Source organism: Homoserinimonas sp. OAct 916 (genome assembly GCF_003260275.1).
Classification (GTDB): Bacteria; Actinomycetota; Actinomycetes; order Actinomycetales; family Microbacteriaceae; genus OACT-916.
In genome coordinates this window covers 1-26,932 of sequence record NZ_QJHB01000006.1, presented here as the reverse complement: position 1 = coordinate 26,932, position 26,932 = coordinate 1, and the positions used below count along the sequence as shown (strand labels likewise).

Genomic DNA, 26,932 nt, shown 5'->3' with positions numbered 1-26,932 from the left:
GTATGTCTGTACGCACGTTGTGCACAGGCCCGGCATTCGGTTATCGAGTCGGTCGAACCACTTCACCCAGATCTTGGTTCGCCGTCACGCCGGGTTTGCGCCGCAGGTCGGGAAAGAATGTTCGGATGGTGCGTTCCCTCCACGCGCTCAACCACACCCCGGCACCGAACGCGAGATCGTCGAGGCGACGCGCCACGAAGTATCGCGGCAGGTCGAGTTCGGCCCTGTTCCGCCGCCGAGCCAGAACCGCATCCACCACAGCCGCCGCCGCAAGCACGTAGCGGAAGCGCTTGGAGAACACTCCCACGACCACGCTGATCGGCCACCAATGACGGAGGAGGATTCCCATCAATTGGTACTGGGTGGCAACGAGGTCTTCTGTCGCGACGAGGATGCCCAGGCGGACACGGCTGGTAGCTGGTCGCAGCTTCACGACGTTGCGTACGGCAATGATCGCCCACACCGCAGCGATCACTGGGACGCTCCACCGGCGGGCCGCGACCACGGCCACCATAGTGACGATGTTCGACGGGGAGAGGAGCGCGGGAGCCACGTAGTAGGGGAAGCGCTTGGTGAGTGCGCTGGAGGAGCCGCCATAGAAGGCTTTACGCCTCATCCAGGCGCCGAACTTCACCCGATGATCATGGCGCACCTGCACGGAGGGATCGTAGCGCACGCGCCAGCCCTGGTTTCCCAGCCGCCAACCCAGGTCGACGTCTTCGCCTACACGAAGGTCTTCGGCGAACCCACCCTCCAGTCGATCGACCCGAGCAATCGTGCAGGTGCCGGGCACCCAGGAAGCAACCGCGCGAGGATGCACGAGGGAAGGCAGCTCTCCCAGATCAAGCGACGATCGGGAGTTCTCGTACCGACCGATCCAGTTCGTCTCTTCTGATCCGTGCAGACCGAGAACCCGGGGCAAGACCAATGCGACCTTTGGGTCAGCAAAGTGCCTCACAAGGTGCGGAACCATCTGCGAATCCACGACGACATCCGAATCCACAAAGGCGACATATGGGGTGGTCACCTCCCGCAACCCGGCGTTGCGGGCGGCACCCGGGCCCATGTTGACCGGAAGGGCGATGAAACGCGACCCGTGCGCCCTGGCCACCCGTTCGTGAATGTGAGGATCCCGGGAACCATCATCGACAACAATGATTTGGGCGTTTTCACCGATACTGGCCAACACTCGTTCGAGTTGGGCGGGCCGATCAACAACCGGAATCACGTAGGTCACCAGATCGGGATCGACGACCGGCAGTTCATGGACCACAGGATGAGCCATTCCCAGGTCGATCAGCAGGTCGCCGAACTCCGCGCTCTGGTTGTCCGTCACGGTGAGACGCCGAGCGTCGAGCATCTCCTCGGCCGCTGGCTCGAGGTAGAGAATGCTCTTCGGCGCACCCCCGACGAGAGTGGTGCCCGAATCTCGGTAGCGCACGTTGGCGCTCAGCTCGATCACATACCCGTCGGGCAGCCGATCCGTCATCATGGTCCTTTCACTCGTTCTCCCTGGAGCGTCAGCCTATCGGCGCCCGGTGGCGCCCATAGCCGAGTGCGGTCGACACCATAGCGGGACACCGACCGTTGACAGCGATTGGTTTAGATTCGGCTGCCGTGGTGCGCGCCTAGTGCGCGCGTGAAAGTTGGCGGAATGTAGAAGTCAGCGGGCGACAATTCGTGGATTGAGGAATGACCGAGCCCGAGAACTGCAGAGTCGAGCCCACCCCGAAGAATATCGAACACGTTCTCGACCCCTGCTTGGCCATTCGCGGCGAGCCCCCAGAGATACGCGCGCCCGATCATGACCGCGCGCGCGCCCAACGCCAGTGCTTTCGCCACATCGCTGCCACGTCGGATCCCACCGTCGAGCAGAACCTCGACCTGTTCGCCCACCGCGTCTGCCACTGGCCCCAACATGCGAATCGTGGCCGGTGTGCTGTCGAGGTTGTTTCCACCGTGGTTCGAGACCGAGATCGCATCCACGCCAGCATCGACAGCGCGCAGCGCATCGTCGACCCGCGTGACGCCCTTGAGCATGAACGGGCCGCCCCACTCCTTGCGCAGCCACTCGACGTCGTCCCAGGTCGGTGGGGGAGTCTGCATCCATTCGCCGTACGCCCCAAAGAAAGTCGGCGCCTCGCCTCCCGGCGGCGCAAGATTCGGAGCAGTCAGGTCAGGTATGTGTCCCGATTTCGCGAAAGTCCAAAGCCACTTCGGGTGGGGGAGCACATTCGGTGCGAACGTGATCATCGTTTTCAGATTCATCTTCTCGGGGATGCTGGGGCTGCCCCAATCACGGCCATTGGAGAATGACCAGTCGAGGGTGGCGATGAGGCCCTTCGCTCCGGCGGCGCGGGCACGGTCCATCCGTTGAATCATCGCCTCCCGCGTGCCGGTCCAATACATCTGGAACAAAGTGTTCGGGTTGGCAGCCGTTACCTCTTCGACGGGTTTTGAGGCGAACGAGCTCAATCCCATGATTGTGCCGCGGGTTGCAGCAGCGCGGGCGACCGCCACCTCGCCCTCCGGGTGCACTGCCTGCACTCCGGTGGGCGAGATGACGACAGGGAGCGAGATCGGGATCCCAAGAACACTCGTCGACAGGTCACGTTCCACGTGATGACCGGCGACGTGCGGGGCAAAGGCCAGCTCCGAAAACGCCGCCAAGTTGTCATCAATGGTGACCCCGCGTTCAGAACCGGCTACCAAGGCGCCATAGACCGACGATGGAAGTCGTTTCTTCGCCCTACGTTGCGCCTCGGCGACCGTCTCGAACCATGGATTCCTGGCCATTGCTTCCTCTCACTCTCCCTGAGCCGATCACGACTCAGAACTGCTGCATGCGTGCGTTGGCGATCAGAAGTACTGCATGCCTTGATCGACACTGATGTGTTCCGAGGTGATGTACCGCGCATCATCGGAGGCCAGGAAGGCCACCGTGTTGGCAATATCCTCGGGCTCAGCCATCCAGACAGGAAGGAACGGGGTACCCATCTGGTTGAGCGCCGGGTTCGACTCCGCCGCATGAGTGAGGGCATCCACCATGTTGCCGGAGCCCATCGGGGTGTTCACACCTCCGGGGTGCACGCTGTTCACCCGGATCATATGCTTGCCGAGCTCGGCTGCGAAAGCCCGTGTCATCCCGGTCACGGCATGCTTGCTGGCGGTGTAGTGCACCATGAACGGCTGCATTTTCTTGCCGGCATACGAACTCGTCAGGATGATGGATCCACCGCCGGCCGTCACCAGATGCGGGGCACCGACCATCACCGTGTTCCACACGCCCACGACATTGGTGTCCATGGTGACCTGGAAGACCTCCGGCGTGGTCTCGTCCCACCGCGCGGGGATGCAGATCCCGGCGTTCGCCACAACGATGTCGAGCCTGCCGAGGTCGGCCACGGATGTGTCGACGAAGGAGCGCATCTTCTCGAGATCTCGCACATCGCATTGCTCGACGAGGATTCGCCGGTCGAGTGCCTCAACCAGGCGCACGGTTTCGTTCAGATCGTCCATCGTCGGCGAATCGTATGGCACGTGAGGAATTTCGCCGGCCAGGTCGACACCGATGATATCGGCGCCCTCCTGAGCCATCTTGACGGCGTGCGCACGCCCCTGGCCGCGGGCGATGCCCGTGATGAATGCAACCTTGCCTTCGAGTTTTCCCATGATGACCTCTCCTTGATTCTTCGGTTATGTGATTCTTGTGACTGCGAATCCGCGCAGTTCTTCTGTGTTAAGTTGTGGCGATTGATCAATGCTCAGGTGTGGAACAATTCGCTCAATGCTGGCGCGACGTCACGGTAGCCCCGTATGAGGCGGGTCTCGCCGTGCCCGAATCGGGCGAGATCACGACCGAGTTCGACGTCTTTCTCCCCGCCGACGTCGATGAGCACGTCGAGCCGGGGAAGCCTCGCCGCGCTCTCGCGCGGATCGGGACCGGCATTGTGCACGCAATCAGAGAGCAAGACGACGCGGGCGTCGCGAGCAGGCACACGGGCGAGCTGTCTACTCGCCAATTGCAGCGGGAACGCGACGTTCGTGAGCCCCCGAGCCGGGATGCCCAGCATTGCGTCAAGCAGGTCCATCGGTTTGATCGGCTCTCCGAGCTCGAGGAGGATCGCGGCATCCGACCAGAACGCGATGACGGCGAGCGAGTCATGTCGCAGGTGTGCCGCCAGCGCACCGACCGCCGCAGCGGCGGTCTGCACACGATCGCCCTTCATCGACCCAGACACATCTACGACCAGCACCACGGACCGCTTCGTGCGCACGCGGTCGCGCACGATGATGTCCTCGTCGTCGGGCACCGGTCGCTCGGCGAGCACTTCGATTGTTCGATCAAGATCTATGTCGTCGGACCCACCACGATAGGGCAGGCTCGCCAAGGTGCCAGAGCCGCGCCGGCCCAAGGCATCCGCCTTCGGCCTCGGTACGGCCAGCCGAGAAGCGATCTCTCGCGCTCGCGCACGCACCGCCGGATCCGGGGTGATCATTTCGAGGTCTGCGGCGAGCAGGGCGGCCGGTTCGCCCGTTTCGCCCGGCGCACTGCCCCCTCCCGGTGATTTCGGTACCAGTCGCCCTCTGCCCGGTTCGGCGCGCAACACCATGCCAGCCCCAGAGGATGATGGGCTGAACATAGTCGGATCCTCCTCGAGTTGCTTGGGCTTGCGTCGCAGCGGCCGACGCGCGCGGGCCGGTTGCCGTTGAGATTCGCGCGTGAGTGGCGAATCTACTTCAACATCCCTTCAGCCCGGAGCCGCGGCTGCGGGTTCCAAGATGAAATGGTCTTCCCAGATCTCGCGGAGCACGCGCTCCGGTGTTGTTTCGGCTGCCTCATCGAGATGGATGCGTCCGGACAGGGCAACCACCATCGCGTCGTAGACCAGCGGCTGGTACCCCTGGTCCTCATGCGAGAGCACACCGCGCAGCCCGGCGAGTTGCTCGGCCACTAGAACGCAGTCGATGGCCCCGCGCACACTGCTGCCCTGTCGTACATCCGGGTGCCGCCGGGTTGCACGGGTCACCGCAGCCGCATCCGCGATGAGCTGCTGGCCCAGGTCGCCGGAGACCTGACTGCGCAGCGCGACAATGCCGCGTTCGGCCTCCTCGTCCTGATAACCGATCGCGAGGCGGTTCAGGCGATCGTGCACACTGGTCGAGAGCCGGGTCGTTCCCACGCTGTCGTACGGGTTCATCGATGCGATCACCCGGAAAGTTGGCTGGGCTTGAATGATTCCCACCCTGGGCACCGCAATCGAGCGGTCGGCCATCGCAGCCAGCAAGGTGTTCAAGGTATCCTCTGGCGCCCGATTGAACTCCTCGATATAGAGGAAGCCGCCCTGTTGCATTGCCTCGACCAATGGGCCCGCGACAAAGTTGTCCGCGCTGTAATCCTCGCGCAACACTCGCGCCGGGTTGTGGTGACCGACGAGCTTCGCGGGGGTCAGATCGGCATTGCCCTCGACGAACATCAGTGGGATTCCCCACTCCTCGGCGATGGCCTTGAGCATGGTCGTCTTACTGGTGCCCGGTGGACCCTCCAGCACAATATCCCGCCCAGCCGCTACGGCGGCCAGCGTGAGTTCAAGCTCATGCTCACGCCCGATGAGGTGCGATGCGATGCGCTCCCTCGCGTCGGCGATGGCGCTTGTAGTCACTGTCTCTCCCTGCTGCTGTCACTCATGGTCTGGTTCGGGTTACTTGATTGCAGCTCCGCCATCCACGGGGATCTGAGCACCGGAGACGTAATACGACTGGTCGGATGCCAGCCACGCAACGGCATTCGACACATGAATCGGCTCGATCCAGGCTTTGCCCATCGGGTTCAACCCGGCGAACGCGGCCTCAGCATCCTCCGCCTCGGGGTGTTCGAGATCAGGACGAAACAGTTTGTAGGTGTGCTCGTTCTTCACCATCATCGTGTCGATCGCATTCGGATGGATCGTGTTGACCCGGATTCCGAGAGGGCCCAACTCATTCGCGAGCACCTTCATCAAACCACCGAGCCCATGTTTTGTGGTGGTGTAGGCCGCGACGTTCGCCAAGCCCTTGAATCCGGCCAACGACGAAATGATGATGACCGACCCACCCGCACCTGAAGCAATGAGATGCTCCGCAGCAGCCTTGTAGGTGTGCCAGACACCGGTCAGGTTGATGTCCATGAGATCTTGCCACGACTGCTCGTCTACTTTGTGGGTGTCTGAGCCGAATGTGAAGATGCCGGCGTTTGCCACCACGATATCGAGCCGCCCAAGTTGGGCCACACCATCATTGACCGCCTTGGTGAGGCCGTCAATATCTCGTACGTCTGCTTCGACAGCGAAGATTCGGCGATCAAGCTCTTCAACCTGTTTGACCGTTTCGGCGAGATCTTCTGGTGTTGCAGGTGCATAGAAATCAGCCACACTGTCGACTCCATCGCAGAGGTCTACAGCGATGATGTCAGCGCCCTCCTTCGCCAGCCGAAGTGCATGGCTGCGACCCTGTCCTCGTGCCGCGCCGGTGATGAATGCAACTTTTCCTTCAAGCGTTCCCATGATTTCCTCTTCCTGTACGACCGAGCGTTTATCCGCTTCGCACTTGTTGTTACTTGATAACGGCACCGGCATCGACCGGGAGAGCCACCCCAGTGATGTAGCGGGCTTCGTCTGATGCAAGGAATAGCAGTGCGTTGCTGATGTCGACCGATTCAACCCAGGGGATGGGCAACGCGTTGAGCCCCTGTGCCGCAACCGCAAAATCCTCCCGAGTTGGATTCTCCAGATCCGGCCGGAACAGCTTGAACGCCGCGTCGTTCATAATCATGTCGGTGTCCACCGTTGTCGGATGGATGCTGTTGACACGGATCATGAATGGAGCCAGCTCGACCGCCAGGGCCCGCATCAGCCCGACCACACCGTGCTTGGCTGAGGTGTAGTGACCGATATTCGGATATACAGTGAGGCTCGCTGCGGAGCTGGTCAGAATGATCGAGCCACCGCGTTCACCCGCCTTGAGGTGAGGGATCGCCGCTTTGGCGGTGCGCCAGACCCCAGACAGATTGACGTTGATCATGTCCGTCCAGATATCTTCCGGTATCTCCTCAGCCAGATATGGGCTGGACCCGAGCCCTGCGTTCGCAGACACGATGTCAAGTCTTCCCAATTGCTCCACACCGTCATCCACCACGGCCTTCACCGCATTAAAATCCCGCACGTCCGCTTTGGTGGCAATGATTCGACGATCCAGCGCCTCGACCTGACGGACTGTCTCTGCCAGGTCTTCTTCCGTCGCCATCGGGTATGAAATTCCCGGGGCGTCTTCACAGACGTCGATCGCGATGATGTCTGCACCCTCTTGGGCCAGGCGCAGGGCGTGGCTGCGGCCCTGCCCACGTGCCGCACCCGTGATGAATGCGACCTTGCCTTCTACTCTTCCCATGATTTTTACCTTTCTGTGGGCAGGATCGAGTGATCCTGCGCTGTGACGGTACGTGGGCGCCCGAAAGTCTGCACCGACGATGGTGGTGCGAGAATGACGTCCTGGGCGTTGCAATAAGCTCGGGTGAACCGGGTACGCTTCATGGAATCCCTCCTTGAAATCGACGACTGCGGCGAAAAACTGAGGTTTCAATCAGCGTAATGGCACTCAGTGCCAAACGGAAGGGGGTTGATCCAGATGGCTCTGCAGAATGCGCTCAGGGAGCCCGAGGCCCGCAGGCTTGGCCGAAAACCTGCCACGTCGCGTGCGGAGCTCAGCCGCGTCGCGCTCGAATTGTTCAGCACGCGGGGTTTCGACGAGACGACGACTGATGACATCGCCGAAGCCGCAGGTATCGGGCGACGAACCCTTTTTCGTTATTCGGCATCGAAGAGTGATCTGGCGTGGGGCGACTTCGACCTCGAACTCGAGGGATTGAAGAAGCACTTGGACAACCTGCCATCCGCGCTTCCCCTGGTCGATGCCCTGACCTCGGCGGTGATCGAATTCAATCGCTTTCCCGACGACGAACTGCCTTACCACCGGGCACGAATGCAACTCCTTCTCACAGTTCCGGCCCTCATCGCCCACTCGACGCTGCGGTACGCGGCCTGGCGCCAGGTGATCGCCGAATACGTTGCGCGGCGAGAAAACATCGAGGCGGCCAGTCTTCGCCCTCAAGCCATCGGTTGGGCCTGCCTCGGGGCGTCACTAGCCGCATACGAACAATGGTTGGCGGACGAACAGGCCAACCTTCTGGACCTCTTGGAGGCGGCGTTCGTAGTACTCACGGGCACCTTCAGCAATGGGAGCGCCCAGCCACTGGACAAAGAATCGTCCTGAAACCAGCGCCTGCAGAAGATCGATATGAAATACGACGTGATTGTGGTGGGGGCAGGAGCATCAGGAGCTCCTCTGGCCGCGAGGCTCAGCGAAGACCCGGCGCGGTCACTCCTGTTACTGGAAGCTGGACCCGTACCAGCGACGACTGAAACGTTCCCCACGGAACTGCTCAATGCTGTGACGGTACAGGGGGCAAGGCCGGATCATCCCAACAACTGGTCATTCGAGAGCCATCTGACCCCCGACCGCCCCTATTCCACTGCACGAGGACGCATCCTCGGCGGCTCTTCAACGATCAACGGCACGTATTTCGTTCGAGCGAGGAAGCGGGACTTTGACCGCTGGGCGGCGAACGGCAACAACGAGTGGGACTGGGAGAGGGTTCTGCCGTTGTACCGCCGGCTCGAGTCCGATCACCAATACGGTGAGAGCGCGATCCACGGTGGCTCCGGGCCCATGCCTGTGAATCGAGCCCCACTGGAGAACCCGATCGCGATCGCCTTCGCGAATGCCGCTACCGAACTGGGCTTCGCCGCCGAGCCCGACAAGAACGACCAGAGAGCACCGGGAGTAGGCCCGATCCCCATGAACGTGTCGGACGGAATCCGGGTCAACACCGGGATCGCGTATATCAACCCCGCGCGAGCTCGGAAGAACCTGACCGTTCTCGGAGACACCTATGTGCTCCGCGTTCTCTTTCGGGGGCAACGAGCCGTCGGAGTCGAGGTGATGAGTGATGGAATCGTATCGGTCATTGAGGGCGACGAGATCGTGCTCGCAGCCGGGGGAGTCAAGTCTCCGCACATCCTGCTCGTTTCGGGAATCGGGCCACGGGCGGCGCTGGAACACCTCGGGATTCCTGTGGTCGCCGACCTGCCGGTGGGAGCCGACTTCAGCGACCACCCACAGGTCTCGCTGAGCTGGGAGCCGCGAGCTGGCCTGGAGGAGAACTCGACCGCACCGGCCATGCAGGTCTGTCTCAATTTCGCCACGCACGGCTCAGAGCACGAGAGTGACGTAGAGATCATTCCGTGGCTGAAGTCGAGTCGAGACCTGCTGGACCCGATTCAAATCGATCACCATGCGGTAAGGCCCGGTGAGCTTACACTCCTGGTTTCCCTGCAGGCGCCTGTTTCACGCGGGCAGATCACCCTCCAATCAGCTGATCCATCGGTGCAGCCGCGCATCGACTACAACTATCTCGGCGAATCAGAAGACCTATTCCGCCTACGCGAAGGCCTCCGCGTTGCCGTCAGCATCGTGCGTTCAGAACCGTTTCGACCACTTGCCGAACGAGTCACCAATCCGACCGAAATTATTCTCTGTGACGACCACCTTCTCGACGAGTGGATTCGGGAGACTCTGGGCACAGCTTTCCACCTCTGTGGGAGCGCAAAGCTCGGGAAAACGGACGACCCGACGAGCGTCGTTGACCAATATGGCCGAGTGCACGGGATCGAGGGCTTGCGGGTCGCCGACACGTCGATCCTGCCCACGGCGCCCACGCGAGGACCAGCAGCGACGGCAGTCCTGATCGGCGAAATGGTCGCAGATTTCATGAAACGCAATAAAGCGAAGTAGAACTCGCAAGCGCGCAGAGATACCCCCTAGGGTATACTGATCTCGCGGGGTCACGAGACCACGTCATAGTCAGGGTATCGACACAGTTATTGAATGTGCACCATCGAAATCCTCTGTATGAACATCGAGAGCCGAGGAGTCCCACATGAGCGACTACACCATTACCGCCACCATGAACCAGCCATGTGCCGACACGGTGGCAGCCGTGCGCACTGCGCTTGCCGACCAAGGATTCGGCGTACTCACCGAGATTGACCTCAAGGCCACGCTGAAAGCGAAGCTCGATGTCGACATTGAACCGCAGATCATTCTTGGCGCCTGCCGACCGGCACTGGCCTATGAAGCGATCCAGGCGGATATGGCGATCGCAGCCGTGCTTCCCTGCAATGTGGTCGTGCGATCCGTGAACGAGACCACCACCGTGGTCGAGGCCATCGACCCCGACGCGATGATGGGGATCGCCGCCAACGACGCACTGCACGCCGTCGCGGCCGATGCCAAGCAGCGCCTGACCGCGGCGTTGGCTTCATTGTCCACTGAGAGCTGAACGAAGCAGACCTCACCGCGTAGCCCGCCGCCGACTCTGCTGTTCCCGGGCAGAATAGGTGCATGACCACGACACCGCGAATTCTTCAGAACTGGAACCCCACCGCGTTCGTGTTCTTGGGCCTGAGCCTGGTCGGGCTCGTCGGCACACTGTATTTCAATATCTTGTCCGTGGTGCAGTTGCGCAACTATCTGGGCGACTGGTTTGGCAGCGGCCCGGCGGTCAACTCGCTCGGAGTAGATCTGCTGGTCGTGGCGATTGCGGGGAGCGTCTTCATCATCGTCGAGGCGCGCCGGCTCGGGATGAAGCGGGCTTGGCTGTACATCGTGTTGTCTGGCGTGACCGCATTCGCGTTCACCTTCCCTCTGTTCCTGGCGATGAGAGAGCGTCGACTGATGCAGACTGCCCATGAGCGAGCAGTCAATTGACCGTCAGCGCTGCACCTTCCTGAGTGCAGGACAAGAACGAAACCGGCAGAAAGAGAAGGATCGCGACTCCCACGAGAGCGAGCACGCGGTCGGCGGCGCATCTAATGCGTGAACGTCGAGACGAGACCCTCGGTCGGCATCGGTGATTCCAAGTCGTCCAGGTACGCAGTTGCTTCGGCAATATCGAGCACCAGGCTCTCTGCGAGGTTGCGGCTGAGCCCGTTGCGCACCACGATGCGCTGCACAACCATGTCGGTGAGGTTGTCTGGCATCGGGTAGGCCGGGATCAACCAGCCCTTCAAGCGAAGGCGCTCAGACAGGTGGTAGAGGTTCCACTTGTCGGTGTGCCCCTTCTTCAACTGCCAGGCGAAGACCGGAATGTCGGTGCCCTCAGTCCAGAGTTCGAAAGCCGGCATCTTGGCGATCTCACCGGAGAGGTAGACCGCAACATCCTGTGACGCTTTCTGCACTTTGTAGTATCCATCCCAGCCGAGGCGCAGAAACAGGTAGTACTGCAACAGGACCTGGGCGCCCGGGCGCGAAAAATTGAGCGCGAAGCTCGGCATGTGACCGCCGAGATACGTCACATCGAAGACGAGGTCTTTGGGCAGGTCATCGATGGTGCGCCAGATGACCCAGCCGAGGCCCGGGTAGACGAGGCCATACTTGTGCGCAGACGTGCTGATCGATGCGACTCGTTCAACACGGAAGTCCCATCGCAGGTCGGGTTGCAAGAACGGGGCGATCATTCCCCCGGATGCACCGTCGACGTGGATCGGCACATTCAGCCCGGTGTCGGCCTGGATGCGATCAAGTGCCTGCGCGATCTTTTCAACCGGTTCGTACATTCCGGTGTAGGTGACGCCCATGATCGCGACGACACCGATGGTGTTCTCGTCGACATACTTCTCGAGCTCGAAGCCGTCCAGCACCTTGTGCTCGTCGCTGATGGGCACGTAACGCGCTTCGACGTCCCAGTAGTTGCAGAACTTCTCCCAGCAGACCTGCACTGCGCTCGACAGGATCAGGTTTGGGCGTTCGGTGGACGTGCCGGCGGCGCGACGCGCCTGCTGCCAGCGACGCTTCAGTGCCAGACCGCCGAGCATGCATGCCTCAGACGAGCCGATGGTCGATGTTCCGATCGTGTTGCCTGGGTCGGGAACGTTCCACAGTCGGGCGAGCATGTTCCAACAGCGGGCCTCGATCGCCGCCGTCTGGGGGTACTCATCCTTGTCGACCATGTTTTTGTCGGCAGACTCGGCGTAGAGTCTGCTGGCGTGTGGATCCATCCAGGTGCCGACGAACGTGGCGAGGTTCAACCGTGAGTTACCGTCGAGCATCGCCTCGTCGTGCACCACCTGATAGGCCGTCTCAGGGAGTGATTCGCCGGGTGGGATCTGGTTCAATGGAAAATCGGTTGCTTCGCCCGCCCGCGCGAACAACGGATTGAGCTGGTTCTGATCCCCGATGCCGGTGTGGGCGCTAGGTGGCGTGCCCGGCTTCGGAGACGACTTGATCCTTGTCATATCACTCAGACTAGGACAAGAGAATAGGGGAGTTGGTCACCTAACACGGGCACTCCAGAATCTACTACCCCGGGCATCTGCCGGCCCACGAGTGGGGGAGCGGCTCTGGTGCCGGTAGGCTCACCAGGATCGGTGCGGTCTGCGAAACCTGTTGGATGGCGGTTCCGCTTTCGGGCATCTGCGACAGCTGTGACGAACACGTCGGGTAGCCTGCAGGGTCGGCGTTGCGGCGAAGTGCCCTCGCTCCGGTAACCGTTCTGGCGCGCAGAATGAGAGTGGCGAAAGGAGCTTCACACGCGAGCTCGGCCTAGAGAGGAATCTGCCATGAATGACGACACGTCGGTACCCGAGCCGAAAGGCGTCTCGGTCGAACTGCTTGCCAACCTCGACCTCGGTCCAGAGATCGAGGGCATGGTGGGGCACCAACTGCGAATGCGCAAAGTGACCATCGAACCTGGTGGCGTCTTCGGCCCGCCCCACGACCACGTGGGTAGGCCGGGCATGGTTTACGTGCTGCAGGGAACGATCACTGATCATCGAAATGGCACCACTGTCGAGTACGGCCCCGGTCCGGGCTGGCCGGAAGACAGTCTCACCACGCATTGGCTCGAGAACATGGGAACGATAACGGCAGTCGAGATCTCCGTCGACATCGTCGTGCAGCCATAGTCCGTGGCCATCCGCTTGCAGGTAACCGACCTCGAGCCGTTGGTGCGACTAGATAACAGTCGCACTTTCGGATGTGGCCATTGTTCACTCAACGCCTGCCCGCTCGGGCAAAGCCAGACGTCTCTGCGAATGACAGCGAGAACTACTGGCCACGTTTCTAGAGTTTCATCAAGAAGGAGGACCAGGCGAGCCGACGCTCGCGGCGCGGATCTGTCGCGACATGGTCTATCTCGTCGATGATCAGAGTCTTTCGAGACTGCTCGGTGTACGGCGGCCAGGACTCGGAGAGCGCGCCGCCCTCCGCGAATTGAAGCCAGTATTCGCGCATTCGCCGCCCAGCTCGGGCATACGGTTCGCCTCCGCCCAGAGCAGTCATCGTTCGTGCCAACGGAGCGTCTACATGGTCAAACAGCGCAAACATCTCGACCCCATGTGTGGCGTCGACACCGACCAGTTTGAGCAGGCGGGGCGCGAAGTCGAAACGGTAGACATAGACAGGTGCGAATTTCGAGTGAGAGTCGGCGATCTGTGTCGACGGGTACCAGAAACCGTAGTCGCCGGCGAAGTCCGCTGCGGGCCGGCGACCAGGCAGACCGGGGTAGGCGGCTCGCATCTGCAGTTGCGCATCAGACGGTGCGGGGCCGAACAAAGCTCTGATCCGCGCTTCGGATCGTGGCAGGATGTCGATCTTGCCGCGAAAGATCGAACCCTCCCGGTCGTTGGTGCCAATGATCAGCGGCACCTTGTGAGCTCGGCCCCCACGAATGGCGACGATCGGCTCCTCAGGCAACAAAGCCCCATCAACCACCGGGGCGAGGCAGAACGCACCCGGGTACGCATCCGGCGTGTGCACCTGGAGCTGAACGCACGCCGTGACAAGATCCGCGGTCTTCGCCGTCGACAGCAAGTGTTGGATGCGGGCTCGCTCCCCGGGGTTCGTGTCTGTTCCTTCGATTGGCTCCGGCTGATGCATGATTCGGCGAAGGTTCGTGAGAAACTCGACGGCCCAGACTTCGGTCACGGCTGACCGGTAGATGGCATCCGGCGGAGCGCTCTGGGCGATGGCCCGCGCGAACAGCCCTCGTGCCGAGGGAACAGCCAGCAGGGTGGTCACTGCATTGCCGCCGGCGGACTCGCCAAACACGGTCACCTGGTGCGGGTCACCTCCGAATTGCCGAATGTTCTCCTGCACCCAGTGCAAGGCGGCAATCTGATCGCGAAGTCCGAGGTTGCTGTCGAAGGGTCTCTCCGGAGATGAGTAGCGGCTGAAGTCCAAATATCCGAGGGCGCCGAGCCGATAGTTGAAGCTGACGTAGACCACTCTGCCGCTCTGCACGAAGCCCTCGCCCTGACCGGAGAAGTCACTCGAGGATCCCATGCTGTAGCCGCCACCGTGAATGAACACCATCACCGGCAACAGCGCACCACTACTTGGGGACACAAGCGGCGTGCGCACGTTGATTGTCAGGCAGTCTTCGCCATTGCGGGCGGGCGCCGATGCCGGTCTGATCCGCTTCGGTAGCGTCTGGGGTGCGGCCAGGCCGAACGTGGCCGCGTCGCGGATACCCTCCCACGGCACAACCGGTGATGGCGACCGGAACCGTCGTTCCCCGACCGGAGGTGCGGCATACGGAATGCCGCGCCAGAATCGGGATGAGGATTCGTGCACGCCCCGCACCATCCCGCCGGTGACGCACACGTCCAGCTCAGGGCCGTTCGGTGAATGCTCGGCTGCCATCGAGACCTCATTCCTCGTTCCCATACAACTCTGCGGAGAGCCGCCGCGACACTACCCTCTCTGTGGACACCCTCACTGTGGACTGTGGTCGCCGTCTCGGTCTCGGTGGTAACTTCCTAGCTATAAGGAGCAACCACGGAGCTGCGGATCCGGCCGAATCAACGCCGCGCCCCTCGGCCCCAACACAATCCAGTCAGGAGCCGCATTCCATGAGCGACAACGAAGTGAAGATGATCATCCTGTCGACGGATGATCTCGACGAATCGATCAAGTTCTACACTGAGACCCTGGGCTTTCCGCTCAAGTTTCGCGATGGCGACCACTTCGCGGCCTTGGACGGCGGCACCGTGACTCTCGCGTTGGCCACTGCACTCGATCATCCGATTCCCGGCCAGATCGTCCTGGGCATCAAGACCGGCGACGTCGACGGCAATGCCGAAGCGGTCGACGCGAGTGGAGGCGGCATCGCAAAGGGCCCGTACAACGACGCCCACGAACGACGCGCCGTGGTCTATGACAGCAAGGGAAACGGGCTGGTCTTCTACAAGTCACTGCCACCGCGCTGACGTATTGTGGTGGTGCGGAGTTGCGGTGTTGCGGTGTTGTCAGCCTCGCCCTCTGTGCAGAAGCAGTTGGCCGTCTCATCTGTTCGGCGGCACCCTCGTGGCACCGGCGTCGGTCGGCTCATCACCGCCGCGTGGGGCAGTGGCAGTCGAGCCCAGGCCCTGCCGATCTGCAGCGGCGGCCGCGTGCTGTTCGCCGCCACCAGGGAATGATCGCGTCGTGGTGGCATTGACCAGAGCCAACTCAGCGTCGATCGCGGCTCGCCGGAACTCGGGAGCAGTCTCGCGCAGGTCTTCGAGCAGCGCGCGCATTCGGCGCATGGCTCGCTCTCGGGCATTCGCCCTACCGCAGCACGCGATCGTTCAGCAGCGCCCGGAAGTAGCCGAGCGAGTTGCCCAGCGCGTTCGGGTGCAGATTGGACTGCGCAAGCAGGTTCGACGGGTTGAAGCTGATGTAGGGGAGGCGCGCGCCGATGCCGTGGTTCGCGAACTCCTGCGTCACGTCAACAACCTGAACGTTCTTGCCCTGGGCGGTCACGCTGCCTGCAGCTGCGGTGATGACCCCGTTCAGCGCATCCGTCGCCTGATTGACAGCATCTCCCAACGGTGCCGTGCCCGGGTTGAACAGTCGCGGATAGGTGAACACGACGATCTTGGCGTTGGGCATGGCCTGGGCAACCGCGTAGTAGGTTGTGGCGAGTTTGGGTGCGAGTGTGGAGAGTTTCCCCGCAGCTTCCCCTATGGCCTGCTGACAATACGCACTTGCCGGATCGGGAACACAGGCCGCAAGCACTTGGTTGGAGCCGGCGTCAATGCCGCCCACGGTGAGTGTCACCAGGCGCACGGAGGAGGCGGGGCCCGTCAGCGTGCTGGGCAGCTGCCCCACTTGGGCCTGAACCGCTTCTGTGTCTGCTCCAGAGCACGACTTGTTCGCCACCAACTTGTATTTGCTGAGGGTTGCCGTGATCACCGGGTAACTCGTGTACTTGCTTTGCAGACAGGGTCCGCTCAGGTAGGGTGGCGCCCCTTGGCCAGAGGTGAACGAGTCCCCGAGCGCGACATAGTCGGAACTCGCGTGGGATCCGAACAATCCTTGTGGAACCGCGGCGGTGGCGGGTGCAGCGGCGGCGCCAAAGAGCAGCGCGACGGTCAGGACAGAAAAGGCGCCGAGGCGCCACGAAAGGCGGGGTCGAGGTTTCGGTGAGAGAGTCATGCGCGCATCGTACGCTCGGCGAAAACCGTCGGGTAGGGATTGATGAAGACAATTCAGTTTCTCTGCTCGATTGGGACCCAGTATTCGAGGTGCGGTGACCCCCTGGTGCGTGCTCTTGGGGTGGATCCGGCTCCCGCTCCGCCCGCGATATCGAGCGCAACCCCGCTGCTCCATCCGCGATGATCGGTTGCACGCGGAGCCCGCGCAGTTAGACTTTTCTATGAACGTGACACCATTCGAGGAGGTGAGCCCGATGCACACACCGTCCACTCTGGGCGCTCCTTGGAATTCACGATCGCGCGACTGACGTAGCCGCGGGGAGCGCTGAACGCACGCTCAGAAAGCTACGACCATGAATCATTCACTTCAGTACGACTCCAAGGCAGCCTCCAACGACGTCACGACGCACCCCTCCGGCACAGCGCTGGTTCTGGGTGGTGGCGGATCAACAGGCAATGCGTGGCTGATCGGCGTTGTCGCCGGACTGTTCGATGCGGGGTTAGATGTCACCAACGCCGATCTGATTATCGGTACCTCTGCCGGATCGACGGCCGCGGCGCAAGTAACGAGTGCGGCCCCGGCCGAGTTGCTTGCCGAGATCCTCGACGCTGCGCCCACGACACGGACCGCACCGGTCGCGTCCGACCGTGGACCTGCCGCGAGGAGGCGGGCGGTGAACCGGCTGGAGGCCACAGGCGCAATCATCGCCGCCGCTGAGGACGCGGCCGACATGCGACGACGGATGGGCGCGTGGGCGCTCGAGGCGGCCGCATCCTCGCCCTCTGGCGACGCCCCGACCACTGTGACGGCGACAGGAGTCATCCGCTGACATGGCCGAACTCACCTCTTCACAACCGTTAGACCTGCTTGCGCAGGAAACACGGATGGGCGCTGTCACGTTGCGCGTCGCCAACCTCGACGCGATGACGGCCTACTATCGCGACGCCGTCACGCTCACGCTGATCAGTCGCGACGGCGATCGAAGCATCCTGGGCCGTGGGTCCACCTCGATCGTGATTCTTGAACATGCGCCCGAACTGAAGCATGCCGCGCCGCATGAGGCGGGCCTGTTCCACACGGCGGTGCTGTTCGACACCGAGGCTGATCTGGCGACAGCGGTCCACTCCGTCGCGCAGCACTCTCCGCGAACCTTCACAGGAAGCGCCGACCACCTCGTGAGCAAGGCGTTCTACTTCACTGACCCCGAGGGCAACGGAGTTGAACTCTACTGGGATCGTGCTCGCACGGAGTGGAGCTGGACCCACGGCGAGGTTGACATGGCAACGCTGCGTCTGGACCGACGCAAATTTCTGGCCGAATCACTCAGCGAGGACGCCATCGCAGTCGCCCCTTCCCGCCCCGCCAAGGTCGGGCACGTGCACCTGAGCGTTGGCGACATACCTCAGGCCCGAGAGTTTTATGTGCAGCAACTCGGGTTCGAGACCACGAAGGTGATGGGTGACCAAGCCCTGTTTGTCAGTGCGGGCAAATACCACCACCACATGGCGATGAACACCTGGACCAGTGCCGGAGCGGGACGCAGAGGGCCCAGTCTCGGTCTCGGACTTGTACGAATCGAACTGCCGACGCCGGACGACATCGGCGCACTTTCAGATCGACTGAGACATTACGGAGTGAAGGCTCGTGACAACGGCCAGATCGTCGAGTTCGACGACCCGTGGCTGAACGTGATCCAGGTCGAACCGAAAGATTGACGAGCGGCCGAAGCCAGAATCCGGATGGTGAGGTCCGTCCGGTGCTCTGGCCAGGTCACCTCATGCGGCACAGCGCTTCCAGCCACTGGTGGCAAAATGACAGCATGGTCGAAATTTCGGATCAGGACTTCGAGAAGATGGTCACCGAAGAATATGACGCGATCCCAGACAACATGCTGGGCGAACTCGAGAACGTGGCGATCCTGGTCGCGAACCAACCGCCGGGGGAGCGGCCCCGACTCTACGGTCTGTACAGCGGGCATCCGCTGACCACGCGGGGAATGTACGGATTCGGGGAACTGCCTGACCGCATCACGTTGTACAAGAACAACATGCAGGAGCATTGCAACACTCTCGACGAGTTGCGCGCCCGCGTGCGCATCACCCTCGTGCACGAGATCGGTCACTACTTCGGCCTCGACGACAAGCGACTGCAAGAACTCGGCTGGGCCTGAAACCGGCCCCCCGCCGGGCGCTGAGTAAGCGGTATTCCGCCGGATTGCTAAGGTTTTTCGATCGGGCAGTGAGCCCCGGCGGCGCGGCTCGGACCCGCCGGTGAGGCACCCGATGATCGTGAGGTTCAAAGTGGTCTGCCAGTCATCATCGGTCACGTTGAGAAAGCCGCTTGCCGAACCGAACACGCGCAACCGAGCGCCTCTGCGGACACGACACACCGCAGCGATCGCGTCGCGGTCGAGCGTCAGCACCGTGGCCAAGCTCCAAGCCTACCGAAGGCCCCTAAAACTCGGCGGTTGCGAACGGCTCACGGTATTTCTGTCAGCCCGTGCTGGCCACCCGCTCGGCCTCGCCCCGCGTCTTCTCGTACAGGCCCATCGCGACCAGCGGCGCGAGGCTATTCATCTGCAGAAGCGCCATCGTCGGCCTTCTTTTCGCGCTTGAATATGCCAGCCATCCTTCCGGCGGCGTTTGCCGTGGCTGCTCCGACCGTCTTCGCTGTCCCACCTACGGCACCGCCGACCGTCTTCGCAGTCCCTCCAACGGCATCCCCGACAGTGGTCGCCGCGCCCTTGACGGTGGTGAGCGCTCGAGCCTCATCCGGAACGCCGTCCCCGTCGAGGTCGACGCTTCGGAACATTTCGGTCCCGTCCACCACACGCCCCCAAACGTTTTCGCCGAAATCTTTGGCGGACTCCGAGGCCGAACGCATCGCCAAGACCGCCCTCGATGGATCGGGCACTCCGTCGCCGTCGCTGTCGGTGAGTTCAAGCCAGGTCGGCCAGGATTCCACAGGGGCGGAGAAGCCTGCACGGCAGGACTTGACCACTCCGCTGCCGAAGTAGAAGCTTGTTGCTCCGCCGGCGACCGCACCGATCACAGGGATAGCCTTCGAACTGATCTTGACGGCCCCCATGACGGAACCTTGAGCAATCGCCTGCTTGGCCAGCACCATCGAAACAGGGACAAGCGCTGAGTCTGGTAATTGCTGGGCGAGCAAATCTCCCCACTTCGGTGTGGCTCCGGCAAACGCGACCCCTGCTACCGTGCGTGCACCTGCGACAGTTGCACCCGCCGGGAGCGCGCTCATCACCAGGTCGGTGATCTTGCTCTTCCGCTTCTCGCCGAGCACCGCTCCAAGGACAATCACCCTGGCCCGCTCCGGGTCTTCGATCGAGATTCCACGCAGCTCAGCCATGCAGAGCGCGAAAAGCGCAGTCGTCTCATAGAAGAACAACAGATCCGCAACACCGAGCCCGATAGCGATGGGAATACCCACGGCAGGGATGGCGGCGGAGGCGCCTATGGCCGTGCTCGCTGCCGTAGTGGTGGCAACGTACTGCGCTTCGATCGTTTTCATCACTTCGGCCGGGGTCGCGAAAGGCTTCTTCCGGCGGATCTCCTTGATATAGGCCGTCACTGCTGGTCGCTGGACGGCGATCGCCTTGAACACTCGGTCTTGGAAGTCGTCAGGAAGTGGGGACGTCTTCGGTGCGGCGCCCGACGATGGTGTCTTGTCCGTATCAATAACTTTGTTCATCGTTCTCTCATTTGGGTGTTTCGCCCCGAGCGCCCACAGTTCGGTTAACGCCCCCTGCGGTTGGGACCGAGCGACGGCTGCCGGTATAGATCCACCGTGGCACGTCATCCACTGATCGTGGTAGTCCACGAACAGGGTACGCCCAGCAATCATGCGCTCACACACGTCCTCGACTGAAACGTGCTGCTGTTGGACTTTCGATTTACGTCACTGTCCGAAGAACGGCTCGAAAGTCGACGACTCGGTACCGATCGCGTAGACCGCGATCGCTGCTGCCGCCACCAGCCAGATCCAGATCCTTCTCCGGAAATCGTGCCAGCTCGTGCAGTTGATGAACATGAGAACTGCACCGCCGACAGCGAGTATGGCCCCGGTCGACCACGACGGCTGAATGGAGCCCCCGACTCCGAACGCGGCTGCCGCGACCATCTGCGCGACTATTGATGTGAGCCCGATGGCGATCAATGCCGCCAGACCGAATACCCACCGTGAATATCCGAGGGCAGCCTTATCACGGTTCGGTGACGCCGCAGGTTCTGACATCTGTTGGTCTCCTGTTCGGCTGGCTTGTTTGTTGCGGGACAACTCCGAAAATAGCAGGCTATTCCTCAAAGCCCGGGCTGTCGGTCTTCACGCTCGCTCGCACGAGTAGTCACGCTCGGCTTCACGGCTGGCCTCACAGGTTCAGTGGCCAGAATGGCCGGATTTCAATCTGTCCGTGTCGGGCCATCGGATGCCGGTAGGCGATGTCGATGACATCGTCAAGGTCGTCGCATTCAAGAATGTCAAAGCCTGCGATCCATTCCTTCGTTTCGAGGAAGGGGCCGTCTGTCACGCTCAGTTTCCCGTCGCGGACCTTGATGGTTGTGGCATCGCTGGGGCTGCGGAGTCGGTCACCCGCTCGGGAGATTCCTCGACGATCGACCTCGGCCACCCAATCCGCGAGGCTCGTGTCGTCGTTGGGGAGTTCGGGCGCCGTCGAATCGGTGCAGATGAGCAGTAGGTATTCCATGAGCGTTCTCCAATCAGATGGGATACCATGCGACGCACGAGGAGCCGTCCGGAGGACATCTGCAATTCTATGAAGTGCAATTCTATGAAGTTCGCTGCACGTAACGGGAAAAATTTCACGTCTACGGCCAAATCAACGGAGGGATATACGCATGGACATGAAACTGGAATTAGTGCCCTTACCGGTGGCAGATGTGGACGTCAGCAAGAGCTTCTACACCGAGATGGTCGGTTTCAACCTCGATCATGACGTTCAACCCGGCAACGGCATGCGCATAGTCCAGCTCACTCCGCCCGGTTCGGCTTGTTCAATCGTCATCGGAACTGGAATGGGCAACAATGGCCCGACGGACGCCACTGTCAACGGCCTGCACCTCGTCGTCAGCGACATCACTGAGGCACGGCGCCAACTTGTGGACCGTGGGGTGGCAGTCAGCGATGTTCACGATATGGGCGGAGTCAAGTTCGCGTACTTCAGCGATCCCGATGGGAACTCCTGGACCTTGCAGGAATTGTACAAACCATAAGAACCGGTGAGTTTTCCCCACCGAAAGGAACGACCGCCGGACGGGTCAGGTCTACCGTTGTCTCGCGTCTCTCATTCGTCGTGCCAGATATCGCCGCTCCACATCAGTGGGCGCAAGCTCAAGGGCACGCTGGTACTCGATTGTTGCCTCATCCGCACGTCCGAGACGTCGCAGCAGGTCGGCACGAGTCGCGTGAAGCAGGTAATAGTCGTCGAGGCCGGTGATGGTCGCGAGAATGGCGAGTCCGGCATCCGGGCCCTGCCACATGGCGACGGCCACGGCCCGGTTGAGTTCGACGATCGGTGACGGCATGATTGCCGCGAGCTCCCCGTAAAGCCTCGCGATGTACTCGAAATTGGTGCTCGCGGGTGACGCTGCGGTCGCATGACAGGCCGCAATGCGCGCCTGCAGTTCGTACCTGCCCGGGCCCGGCTGCAGCCCAGCCAGAATATGGATCGCCTCGCTGATCGCGTGGGCATCCCACCGCGACCGGTCCTGGTTCTCGAGCGTTACAAGCTCGCCAGCACTATCGGTGCGTGCGTCGCTTCGCGCGTGCTGCAGAAGCATGAGCGCGAGCAGGCCGCGAGCTTCTGCGTCGGCCGGCAGGAGCTCGACCATAAGCCTGGTGAGTCGCACGGCTTCCGCGAGCAATGGTCGACGAATGATCGAATCGTCGCCGGTCGCAGAGTAGCCTGCGCTGAACAGCAGGTACAGCACCGCGAGAACCCCGTCGCGGCGTTCAATGAGTCGGGATTCTGGAGGCACCCGGTAGGGGATGCCCGCGTTCTTGATCTTCGCGCGCGCTCTGACCAGGCGTTTCTCCATCGTTGACTCGGTTACAAGGAATGCGCGCGCGATCTGTGCCGGGCTGAGACCGGCGACCGTGCGGAGGGTCAAGGCAACTCTGGCGTCCATCGGCAAAGCGGGGTGGCAACAGGTGAATATTAGACTCAGGCGATCATCGGGGTGAGTGAGAGCCTCCGCACTCACGCCTTCTGGCATTTCGGCTTTTACCGGCTCCTCGGGCTCACGAGCGATTCGATGCAGTGCACGCCTTTCCGCGGCTGCGCGCCGCAGCACGTCGACCGCGCGGTTCTTCGCGACGGTGGTCAGCCACGCACCCGGATTCGCCGGGATTGTATTCGCCCGCCAGTCGACCAGCGCCTTGGCGAAGGCATCCTGCAGGCAATCCTCGGCCAAGGTGAAATCGCCCGTCATGCGGATGAGCGTCGAGACGATCCGCGCGGTTTCAGCGGATGCTGCTGTCGCCAGCGCGTCGGCGACAACATCCGTCATTCGATCGGCTCCATCGTTCGAATCTCGATCTGGCCGTGGAGGCCCATCGGGGGCTTCGCTGGGAGCTCACTAGCCTCGTCGGGGTTGTTTGCCCATTCCGTGGTGGCGTGGTTCCGATCCCAGGCCGGCGCGGTCGAGTCGGTGCAGACGAACGGCATGTACTCCATCGAAATGCTCCTCCAGTTGTCAACCGTGATGCGACTGGCTCACGGCACATCGACGCAACAGCGCGAAGTGGCAGGACACATCGTCCGCAATTCGTGAACAGGTGTCCTCGTAGTCTTGCGCCATCCGTCGCTCTCGCATAGGCATAACCCCAATGAAGAAGTTTCGAGCAAGGAGCACCAATGAAATACATGATCCTCATCCACTCGAGCGCGGAAATGGAAACTGCGCTGGGCGCCGGGCTTGGCGAAGAACTCGACGCCACGCACGGAGCTATCATCGGCGAGCTGCGGGCGTCAGGTGAGTTCATTGACACCAGCGAACTGAGCACGACGGTCGCGAAGGTCGTGCACACCAGGGATGGCCTCTCGGTAACCAACGGGCCGTTCGCGGAGTCGACGGAGTGGGTGGGCGGTTACTACTTGGTCGACTGCGCATCGATCGATCGCGTCGTGGAGATCGCGGCCCGCTTCGTCGAGGCACGCTATGCAGCGATCGAAGTACGCGCACTGGTGGAGCACGAAGGTGGTTCCCTGGGGAGTTGAACGTGAAGCCGCAAATCATCCTGCCTGGCTCAAACCAGAAATACAACAGGCATCAAAGTCGGCAGGCGTGGTCTTCGCGAAACCCGCCGATGTCGTGATCGCCGGTGGTCGTGGCACCGTTCGTTCACTCGGAGAGGGTCTGCGCGGCTCGGGCATCCCCCTCGCGCTTTACCCACCCTGACCGGCCTCCCGAACCTGTGAGTTTGCATTCTTCGGTCATACCGCCATTGACTTAACTGGTGGCGAGCGCAGACTCAATTTAACCACTAGAGACCTCCGGTGGGTCCCCGAGTTTTTCTGTTCATTGAAGTCGTCATATGTACGAAGCTCATGAAGGCACATTGGTCTCACTTCAGGAAGCACAAACTTCCAAAAGCGGGACTGTCAGACTGCGTCCGGTTTCGTCCAACAGGCAAGGTTCGTCCAACAGGCAAGGTTCGTCCAACAGGCAAGGTTCGTCCAACAGGCAAAGCGCTGCTTCGATCACCAGCCAGTCGGTCACGGTGGTTTTCCTGTGCATGCACTGATCCATCTCAGTCAATCGACGCCAGGTATTTTTCTCACCTGGGGGGTTTTCGGCATACAACTCGGAAACCTCATCGTCATCGTCTCCATGTTCGTGGTCTTCGGTTTGGCGCTAGTGGTGCCGTTCCCGCGCGGAGCCCGGGAGGGCCGGGAGAGCCGGGAGAGCCGGGAGGATATGAAATGACTGACTCACAGCTGCCTCAGCCCACTCTGGAGCCGGAACCGGAAGATGTCGACCATTCGTGGAGCGGTCGGCTGAGACGGTGGGTGCTCAAGGTGCTCCCACCGGAGAAGCTGTTACCGACATCGCAACCCAGTTACGTTGCGACCTGGATTTATATGTTCGGGATGGGCGCCATCGCGTCGCTCGTCTTCGTGATTGGCTCTGGTGCCGTGCTCAGTCTCAACGGCCCGATGTGGTGGCATCTGTCTCCGCTGGGCCACTTCTTCAATAGCCTTCACCTGTGGAGCGTGGAGTTCTTCTTCTTTTTCATGGTCATCCATCTGTGGGCAAAATTCTGGATGGCTGCCTGGCGCGGCAATCGGGCTCTGACCTGGATCACCGGCGTGGTTTCTTTCGCCGTGTCGATCGTGGCCGGTTTTACCGGATACCTCCTGCAAACCAACTTTGACTCGCAGTGGATTGCATATCAGGCCAAGGACGCGTTGAATGCGTCCGGCATTGGTGCGTGGTTCAACGTTGCCAACTTCGGCCAGATGTTCATGTGGCACATCCTGCTGCTACCTATCGCGGTGCTTGTCATCGTTGCGTTGCACGTGCTGCTCGTGCGAGGACACGGTGTTGTCCCACCACTTGATGCGGCAGAGTCTGACTCCCAGTTGCGCGAGACGACGCCGACCGAGGCAACTTCCAGGGAGGCCTGAGGTGCCGGATTCACAGAAGTCGCGGGCCCGCCGCAAATCACTGGACGTGAGGGCATGGAACGGAACCACGCGCCCCTACGACCTTCTGAAAGAGTTGGCGATAGGTGTCCTCGTCGTCGGTGTCATCATCGTAGGATTTGCTGCGGTCGCAGGATCGCCCGATGAACCGACCATCACGCTGCAGAACTGGGCGCAGGCGAACCCGAACGACTTCGTTGCAACAGCGACCGCCGAACTTGCTGGCACCTCCGATACCGCCAGCTACGGCCCGCCGTACTCCTCAACCGCGGGTGCAACACAGACACTCGGGCCGATCGACCTTCAGACCATGTCCGGCGTGCAGCTTCGCATAGATGCAGCGAAGGATTTCGTCATCACGCCGTTGACGACGCTCGACTCGGCTCCCGATGCGGTTTCCACGTGGCGGGCGGCCACGAGCGAGCAGCAGACCGCGTGGGCGACCAGCTACTCAGACGCGCTCGGGAAAGCCTCAAATGGTGATCCCTCCACCGTTGTCTCGGGGAACTACGGTCCGGTGCCCCAACTCACTCAGGGGCTTCTCACCGTCGCGAAGGGCGGTGCGCTGGATGGAGCCATCCAATCGGAGGGCGGGCTCTATAACACCAACCCGACCCCCACGATTCTGTTCCTCAGCGATGGCACATACTTCTCATCCTTGGCCACCGCGCAACACCTCACCGGCGACCAATGGGGAATGATGAATGAGACAGGCAGCTATCCGGGCCAGTCCTGGTTGTGGCTGTTCTCGTTCTGGTATCAGGTTCCTCTCATTGGCAACCTCCCCAACGCTGACTTGGTCGTCGTCTTCATCATGGTGTTCCTCACCCTTGTGCTCGCGCTGGTGCCGTTCATCCCAGGACTGCGGTCGATACCACGATGGATTCCGGTCCACCGGCTCATCTGGCGTGACTACTATCGCAAACGGTGAACCGGTGACCACGGGTATGACCGCACCCGACCTCGGTACACATATCCTGCTGACCGCCTTCCGCAGGAATGCTCTCGGTGTGTCCACACCGGTCTGAAATGTTCCGCTCCCTGACGGGAGTCGCTGCATGTGCACCGGTGCTGGAACGGGGGAGTGGAAACGCGTTCGGTTGCCCGCTAGGGTCGCACCCAAATGGTCACCGTCTAACTGATCGGCGGGCTTCAGTGCCGCATGAGCGCGGCATGACTTTCGGAGATACCATTCTCGTCATTACTCCGGATCCGAGCAGCAGGATGCCCGCGTCACGTTTGCCGGCCTACCCTCGACCCCACCAGGGATTACCAACCCCAAAACGAAAGGAAACCGCTGAACCCAGGGGTTCAACGGTTTCCTATGTCCTGAGACAGGACAAGTGTGTCCGGAGGGGTGTTGTGGTTCAGGACATAGGAAACCCCTGTCTCGCGACATAGGAAACTTCCGCATCGGTCACAGTGGTGGATGTCGATTGCTCGTCTTGTCATCACCGCTGTTGTTCTTGAGGGTCGCTCTCAGGCTGATGTCGCCCGCAGTTATGGCGTTTCCAAAGGGTGGGTGAGCAAGCTGGTCGCCCGCTACCGGGTAGAGGGGCAGGCGGCGTTCGAGCCGCACTCTCGTCGCCCACATCATTCCCCGCAGGCGATCTCAGCCAGCACCGTGGAACTGATCCTCCGGTTGCGTGGTGAACTCACAGTCCGCGGTTCGGATGC

At 61.6% G+C, this 26,932-nt stretch carries 29 protein-coding genes and 1 pseudogene; 14 read left to right on the top strand and 16 right to left on the bottom strand.

Going from position 1 to position 26,932, the window contains the following annotated elements; genetic code table 11:
* Positions 1 to 40: 40 nt before the first annotated feature.
* From mftF to DL891_RS08055, 7 genes are all read right to left on the bottom strand, one after another.
* The gene (mftF, locus tag DL891_RS08085; RefSeq protein WP_111719928.1) at positions 41 to 1,492 is read right to left on the bottom strand and encodes a mycofactocin biosynthesis glycosyltransferase MftF; all 1,452 of its coding nucleotides are present in this window, start codon (positions 1,490 to 1,492) and stop codon (positions 41 to 43) included.
* 110 nt (positions 1,493 to 1,602) lie between these two features.
* Positions 1,603 to 2,796 carry a pre-mycofactocin synthase MftD gene (mftD, locus tag DL891_RS08080; RefSeq protein ID WP_111719927.1) on the bottom strand — a complete coding sequence of 398 codons (1,194 nt, stop codon included), beginning with the start codon at positions 2,794 to 2,796 and terminating at the stop codon, positions 1,603 to 1,605.
* 63 nt (positions 2,797 to 2,859) lie between these two features.
* A complete protein-coding gene (locus DL891_RS08075; RefSeq protein ID WP_111719926.1) occupies positions 2,860 to 3,672 on the bottom strand; it encodes a mycofactocin-coupled SDR family oxidoreductase in 813 nt (270 codons plus the stop codon).
* 92 nt (positions 3,673 to 3,764) lie between these two features.
* Positions 3,765 to 4,643, bottom strand: a complete 879-nt coding sequence (locus DL891_RS08070; protein WP_198668823.1) for a VWA domain-containing protein — start codon at positions 4,641 to 4,643, stop codon at positions 3,765 to 3,767.
* 108 nt (positions 4,644 to 4,751) lie between these two features.
* Complete coding sequence (locus DL891_RS08065) at positions 4,752 to 5,663, bottom strand: MoxR family ATPase (protein WP_198668822.1); 912 nt, start codon at positions 5,661 to 5,663, stop codon at positions 4,752 to 4,754.
* A gap of 39 nt (positions 5,664 to 5,702) precedes the next feature.
* Positions 5,703 to 6,542 carry a mycofactocin-coupled SDR family oxidoreductase gene (locus DL891_RS08060; protein ID WP_111719924.1) on the bottom strand — a complete coding sequence of 280 codons (840 nt, stop codon included), beginning with the start codon at positions 6,540 to 6,542 and terminating at the stop codon, positions 5,703 to 5,705.
* A gap of 49 nt (positions 6,543 to 6,591) precedes the next feature.
* Positions 6,592 to 7,425 (bottom strand): mycofactocin-coupled SDR family oxidoreductase, encoded by an 834-nt coding sequence (locus DL891_RS08055; protein WP_111719923.1) that lies wholly within the window; start codon positions 7,423 to 7,425, stop codon positions 6,592 to 6,594.
* Between the two features lie 237 nt (positions 7,426 to 7,662).
* Here DL891_RS08055 and mftR point away from each other — a divergent pair, with 237 nt between their 5' ends.
* The 4 genes from mftR to DL891_RS08035 all read left to right on the top strand — a co-directional run bounded on the left by mftR (position 7,663) and on the right by DL891_RS08035 (position 10,863).
* Positions 7,663 to 8,307 carry a mycofactocin system transcriptional regulator gene (gene mftR / locus DL891_RS08050; RefSeq protein ID WP_111719922.1) on the top strand — a complete coding sequence of 215 codons (645 nt, stop codon included), beginning with the start codon at positions 7,663 to 7,665 and terminating at the stop codon, positions 8,305 to 8,307.
* Positions 8,308 to 8,331: 24 nt separating this feature from the next.
* Positions 8,332 to 9,888, top strand: a complete 1,557-nt coding sequence (mftG, locus tag DL891_RS08045; RefSeq protein WP_111719921.1) for a mycofactocin system GMC family oxidoreductase MftG — start codon at positions 8,332 to 8,334, stop codon at positions 9,886 to 9,888.
* A gap of 145 nt (positions 9,889 to 10,033) precedes the next feature.
* Positions 10,034 to 10,435: a DUF302 domain-containing protein gene (locus DL891_RS08040; RefSeq protein WP_111719920.1), complete on the top strand. Its 402-nt coding sequence runs from the start codon at positions 10,034 to 10,036 to the stop codon at positions 10,433 to 10,435.
* Between the two features lie 62 nt (positions 10,436 to 10,497).
* Positions 10,498 to 10,863: a DUF2834 domain-containing protein gene (locus DL891_RS08035; protein ID WP_111719919.1), complete on the top strand. Its 366-nt coding sequence runs from the start codon at positions 10,498 to 10,500 to the stop codon at positions 10,861 to 10,863.
* Between the two features lie 101 nt (positions 10,864 to 10,964).
* On the opposite strand, the gene DL891_RS08030 is transcribed toward DL891_RS08035, so the two are convergent.
* Positions 10,965 to 12,389 (bottom strand): glutamate decarboxylase, encoded by a 1,425-nt coding sequence (locus DL891_RS08030; protein WP_111719918.1) that lies wholly within the window; start codon positions 12,387 to 12,389, stop codon positions 10,965 to 10,967.
* 324 nt (positions 12,390 to 12,713) lie between these two features.
* Here DL891_RS08030 and DL891_RS08025 point away from each other — a divergent pair, with 324 nt between their 5' ends.
* The gene (locus DL891_RS08025) at positions 12,714 to 13,058 is read left to right on the top strand and encodes a cupin domain-containing protein (RefSeq protein ID WP_111719917.1); all 345 of its coding nucleotides are present in this window, start codon (positions 12,714 to 12,716) and stop codon (positions 13,056 to 13,058) included.
* Between the two features lie 157 nt (positions 13,059 to 13,215).
* On the opposite strand, the gene DL891_RS08020 is transcribed toward DL891_RS08025, so the two are convergent.
* The gene (locus DL891_RS08020) at positions 13,216 to 14,796 is read right to left on the bottom strand and encodes a carboxylesterase/lipase family protein (RefSeq protein ID WP_232819071.1); all 1,581 of its coding nucleotides are present in this window, start codon (positions 14,794 to 14,796) and stop codon (positions 13,216 to 13,218) included.
* Positions 14,797 to 15,005: 209 nt separating this feature from the next.
* Between DL891_RS08020 and DL891_RS08015 the strand changes: the two genes are divergently transcribed.
* The gene (locus tag DL891_RS08015) at positions 15,006 to 15,362 is read left to right on the top strand and encodes a VOC family protein (protein ID WP_111719915.1); all 357 of its coding nucleotides are present in this window, start codon (positions 15,006 to 15,008) and stop codon (positions 15,360 to 15,362) included.
* Positions 15,363 to 15,437: 75 nt separating this feature from the next.
* On the opposite strand, the gene DL891_RS08010 is transcribed toward DL891_RS08015, so the two are convergent.
* Complete coding sequence (locus tag DL891_RS08010; RefSeq protein ID WP_111719914.1) at positions 15,438 to 15,680, bottom strand: hypothetical protein; 243 nt, start codon at positions 15,678 to 15,680, stop codon at positions 15,438 to 15,440.
* A gap of 22 nt (positions 15,681 to 15,702) precedes the next feature.
* On the bottom strand, positions 15,703 to 16,572 hold the full coding sequence (locus DL891_RS08005; protein ID WP_157962445.1) for an SGNH/GDSL hydrolase family protein: 870 nt from the start codon (positions 16,570 to 16,572) through the stop codon (positions 15,703 to 15,705).
* Between the two features lie 352 nt (positions 16,573 to 16,924).
* Here DL891_RS08005 and DL891_RS08000 point away from each other — a divergent pair.
* From DL891_RS08000 to DL891_RS07990, 3 genes and pseudogenes are all read left to right on the top strand, one after another.
* Positions 16,925 to 17,323: pseudogene (locus tag DL891_RS08000) on the top strand (patatin-like phospholipase family protein); the annotation flags it as partial.
* Between the two features lie 79 nt (positions 17,324 to 17,402).
* Complete coding sequence (locus DL891_RS07995) at positions 17,403 to 18,287, top strand: VOC family protein (protein WP_232819070.1); 885 nt, start codon at positions 17,403 to 17,405, stop codon at positions 18,285 to 18,287.
* A gap of 104 nt (positions 18,288 to 18,391) precedes the next feature.
* The gene (locus tag DL891_RS07990; protein ID WP_111719912.1) at positions 18,392 to 18,742 is read left to right on the top strand and encodes a metallopeptidase family protein; all 351 of its coding nucleotides are present in this window, start codon (positions 18,392 to 18,394) and stop codon (positions 18,740 to 18,742) included.
* Between the two features lie 398 nt (positions 18,743 to 19,140).
* On the opposite strand, the gene DL891_RS07985 is transcribed toward DL891_RS07990, so the two are convergent.
* The 3 genes from DL891_RS07985 to DL891_RS07975 form a co-directional block, all read right to left on the bottom strand.
* Complete coding sequence (locus DL891_RS07985) at positions 19,141 to 20,283, bottom strand: hypothetical protein (RefSeq protein WP_111719911.1); 1,143 nt, start codon at positions 20,281 to 20,283, stop codon at positions 19,141 to 19,143.
* A gap of 207 nt (positions 20,284 to 20,490) precedes the next feature.
* Entirely contained in the window at positions 20,491 to 20,826 is a 336-nt protein-coding gene (locus tag DL891_RS07980; protein ID WP_111719910.1) for a hypothetical protein, read from the bottom strand.
* A 133-nt stretch (positions 20,827 to 20,959) separates the two neighbouring features.
* On the bottom strand, positions 20,960 to 21,295 hold the full coding sequence (locus tag DL891_RS07975) for a YciI family protein (protein ID WP_111719909.1): 336 nt from the start codon (positions 21,293 to 21,295) through the stop codon (positions 20,960 to 20,962).
* Positions 21,296 to 21,446: 151 nt separating this feature from the next.
* Here DL891_RS07975 and DL891_RS07970 point away from each other — a divergent pair, with 151 nt between their 5' ends.
* Positions 21,447 to 21,821: a VOC family protein gene (locus DL891_RS07970; RefSeq protein ID WP_111719908.1), complete on the top strand. Its 375-nt coding sequence runs from the start codon at positions 21,447 to 21,449 to the stop codon at positions 21,819 to 21,821.
* Between the two features lie 51 nt (positions 21,822 to 21,872).
* On the opposite strand, the gene DL891_RS07965 is transcribed toward DL891_RS07970, so the two are convergent.
* Both DL891_RS07965 and DL891_RS17090 read right to left on the bottom strand, forming a co-directional pair.
* Positions 21,873 to 23,117, bottom strand: coding sequence for an RNA polymerase sigma factor (locus DL891_RS07965; protein WP_111719907.1), 1,245 nt, complete (start codon positions 23,115 to 23,117; stop codon positions 21,873 to 21,875).
* Positions 23,114 to 23,284, bottom strand: coding sequence for a hypothetical protein (locus DL891_RS17090; protein WP_157962444.1), 171 nt, complete (start codon positions 23,282 to 23,284; stop codon positions 23,114 to 23,116). Before DL891_RS17090 ends, DL891_RS07965 begins: the two co-directional genes overlap by 4 nt.
* Positions 23,285 to 23,464: 180 nt before the next feature.
* Here DL891_RS17090 and DL891_RS07960 point away from each other — a divergent pair, with 180 nt between their 5' ends.
* From DL891_RS07960 to DL891_RS07940, 4 genes are all read left to right on the top strand, one after another.
* Complete coding sequence (locus DL891_RS07960) at positions 23,465 to 23,827, top strand: YciI family protein (RefSeq protein WP_111719906.1); 363 nt, start codon at positions 23,465 to 23,467, stop codon at positions 23,825 to 23,827.
* Positions 23,828 to 24,700: 873 nt separating this feature from the next.
* Positions 24,701 to 25,237, top strand: a complete 537-nt coding sequence (locus tag DL891_RS07950; RefSeq protein WP_232819069.1) for a cytochrome b N-terminal domain-containing protein — start codon at positions 24,701 to 24,703, stop codon at positions 25,235 to 25,237.
* A gap of 1 nt (position 25,238) precedes the next feature.
* Complete coding sequence (locus DL891_RS07945; protein WP_232819068.1) at positions 25,239 to 26,186, top strand: hypothetical protein; 948 nt, start codon at positions 25,239 to 25,241, stop codon at positions 26,184 to 26,186.
* Positions 26,187 to 26,684: 498 nt separating this feature from the next.
* The coding region (locus tag DL891_RS07940; protein ID WP_157962443.1) for a leucine zipper domain-containing protein at positions 26,685 to 26,932 on the top strand (248 nt) is incomplete at its 3' end.

Coding starts and splice junctions, on each gene's coding strand:
- mftF (WP_111719928.1), bottom strand. CDS start 1,492: ATGATGACGGATCGGCTGCCCGACGGGTATGTGATCGAGCTGAGCGCC.
- mftD (WP_111719927.1), bottom strand. CDS start 2,796: ATGGCCAGGAATCCATGGTTCGAGACGGTCGCCGAGGCGCAACGTAGG.
- DL891_RS08075 (WP_111719926.1), bottom strand. CDS start 3,672: ATGGGAAAACTCGAAGGCAAGGTTGCATTCATCACGGGCATCGCCCGC.
- DL891_RS08070 (WP_198668823.1), bottom strand. CDS start 4,643: ATGTTCAGCCCATCATCCTCTGGGGCTGGCATGGTGTTGCGCGCCGAA.
- DL891_RS08060 (WP_111719924.1), bottom strand. CDS start 6,542: ATGGGAACGCTTGAAGGAAAAGTTGCATTCATCACCGGCGCGGCACGA.
- DL891_RS08055 (WP_111719923.1), bottom strand. CDS start 7,425: ATGGGAAGAGTAGAAGGCAAGGTCGCATTCATCACGGGTGCGGCACGT.
- mftR (WP_111719922.1), top strand. CDS start 7,663: ATGGCTCTGCAGAATGCGCTCAGGGAGCCCGAGGCCCGCAGGCTTGGC.
- mftG (WP_111719921.1), top strand. CDS start 8,332: ATGAAATACGACGTGATTGTGGTGGGGGCAGGAGCATCAGGAGCTCCT.
- DL891_RS08040 (WP_111719920.1), top strand. CDS start 10,034: ATGAGCGACTACACCATTACCGCCACCATGAACCAGCCATGTGCCGAC.
- DL891_RS08035 (WP_111719919.1), top strand. CDS start 10,498: ATGACCACGACACCGCGAATTCTTCAGAACTGGAACCCCACCGCGTTC.
- DL891_RS08030 (WP_111719918.1), bottom strand. CDS start 12,389: ATGACAAGGATCAAGTCGTCTCCGAAGCCGGGCACGCCACCTAGCGCC.
- DL891_RS08025 (WP_111719917.1), top strand. CDS start 12,714: ATGAATGACGACACGTCGGTACCCGAGCCGAAAGGCGTCTCGGTCGAA.
- DL891_RS08020 (WP_232819071.1), bottom strand. CDS start 14,796: ATGGCAGCCGAGCATTCACCGAACGGCCCTGAGCTGGACGTGTGCGTC.
- DL891_RS08015 (WP_111719915.1), top strand. CDS start 15,006: ATGAGCGACAACGAAGTGAAGATGATCATCCTGTCGACGGATGATCTC.
- DL891_RS08010 (WP_111719914.1), bottom strand. CDS start 15,680: ATGCGCCGAATGCGCGCGCTGCTCGAAGACCTGCGCGAGACTGCTCCC.
- DL891_RS08005 (WP_157962445.1), bottom strand. CDS start 16,572: ATGACTCTCTCACCGAAACCTCGACCCCGCCTTTCGTGGCGCCTCGGC.
- DL891_RS07995 (WP_232819070.1), top strand. CDS start 17,403: ATGGCCGAACTCACCTCTTCACAACCGTTAGACCTGCTTGCGCAGGAA.
- DL891_RS07990 (WP_111719912.1), top strand. CDS start 18,392: ATGGTCGAAATTTCGGATCAGGACTTCGAGAAGATGGTCACCGAAGAA.
- DL891_RS07985 (WP_111719911.1), bottom strand. CDS start 20,283: ATGAACAAAGTTATTGATACGGACAAGACACCATCGTCGGGCGCCGCA.
- DL891_RS07980 (WP_111719910.1), bottom strand. CDS start 20,826: ATGTCAGAACCTGCGGCGTCACCGAACCGTGATAAGGCTGCCCTCGGA.
- DL891_RS07975 (WP_111719909.1), bottom strand. CDS start 21,295: ATGGAATACCTACTGCTCATCTGCACCGATTCGACGGCGCCCGAACTC.
- DL891_RS07970 (WP_111719908.1), top strand. CDS start 21,447: ATGGACATGAAACTGGAATTAGTGCCCTTACCGGTGGCAGATGTGGAC.
- DL891_RS07965 (WP_111719907.1), bottom strand. CDS start 23,117: ATGACGGATGTTGTCGCCGACGCGCTGGCGACAGCAGCATCCGCTGAA.
- DL891_RS17090 (WP_157962444.1), bottom strand. CDS start 23,284: ATGGAGTACATGCCGTTCGTCTGCACCGACTCGACCGCGCCGGCCTGG.
- DL891_RS07960 (WP_111719906.1), top strand. CDS start 23,465: ATGAAATACATGATCCTCATCCACTCGAGCGCGGAAATGGAAACTGCG.
- DL891_RS07950 (WP_232819069.1), top strand. CDS start 24,701: ATGGGCGCCATCGCGTCGCTCGTCTTCGTGATTGGCTCTGGTGCCGTG.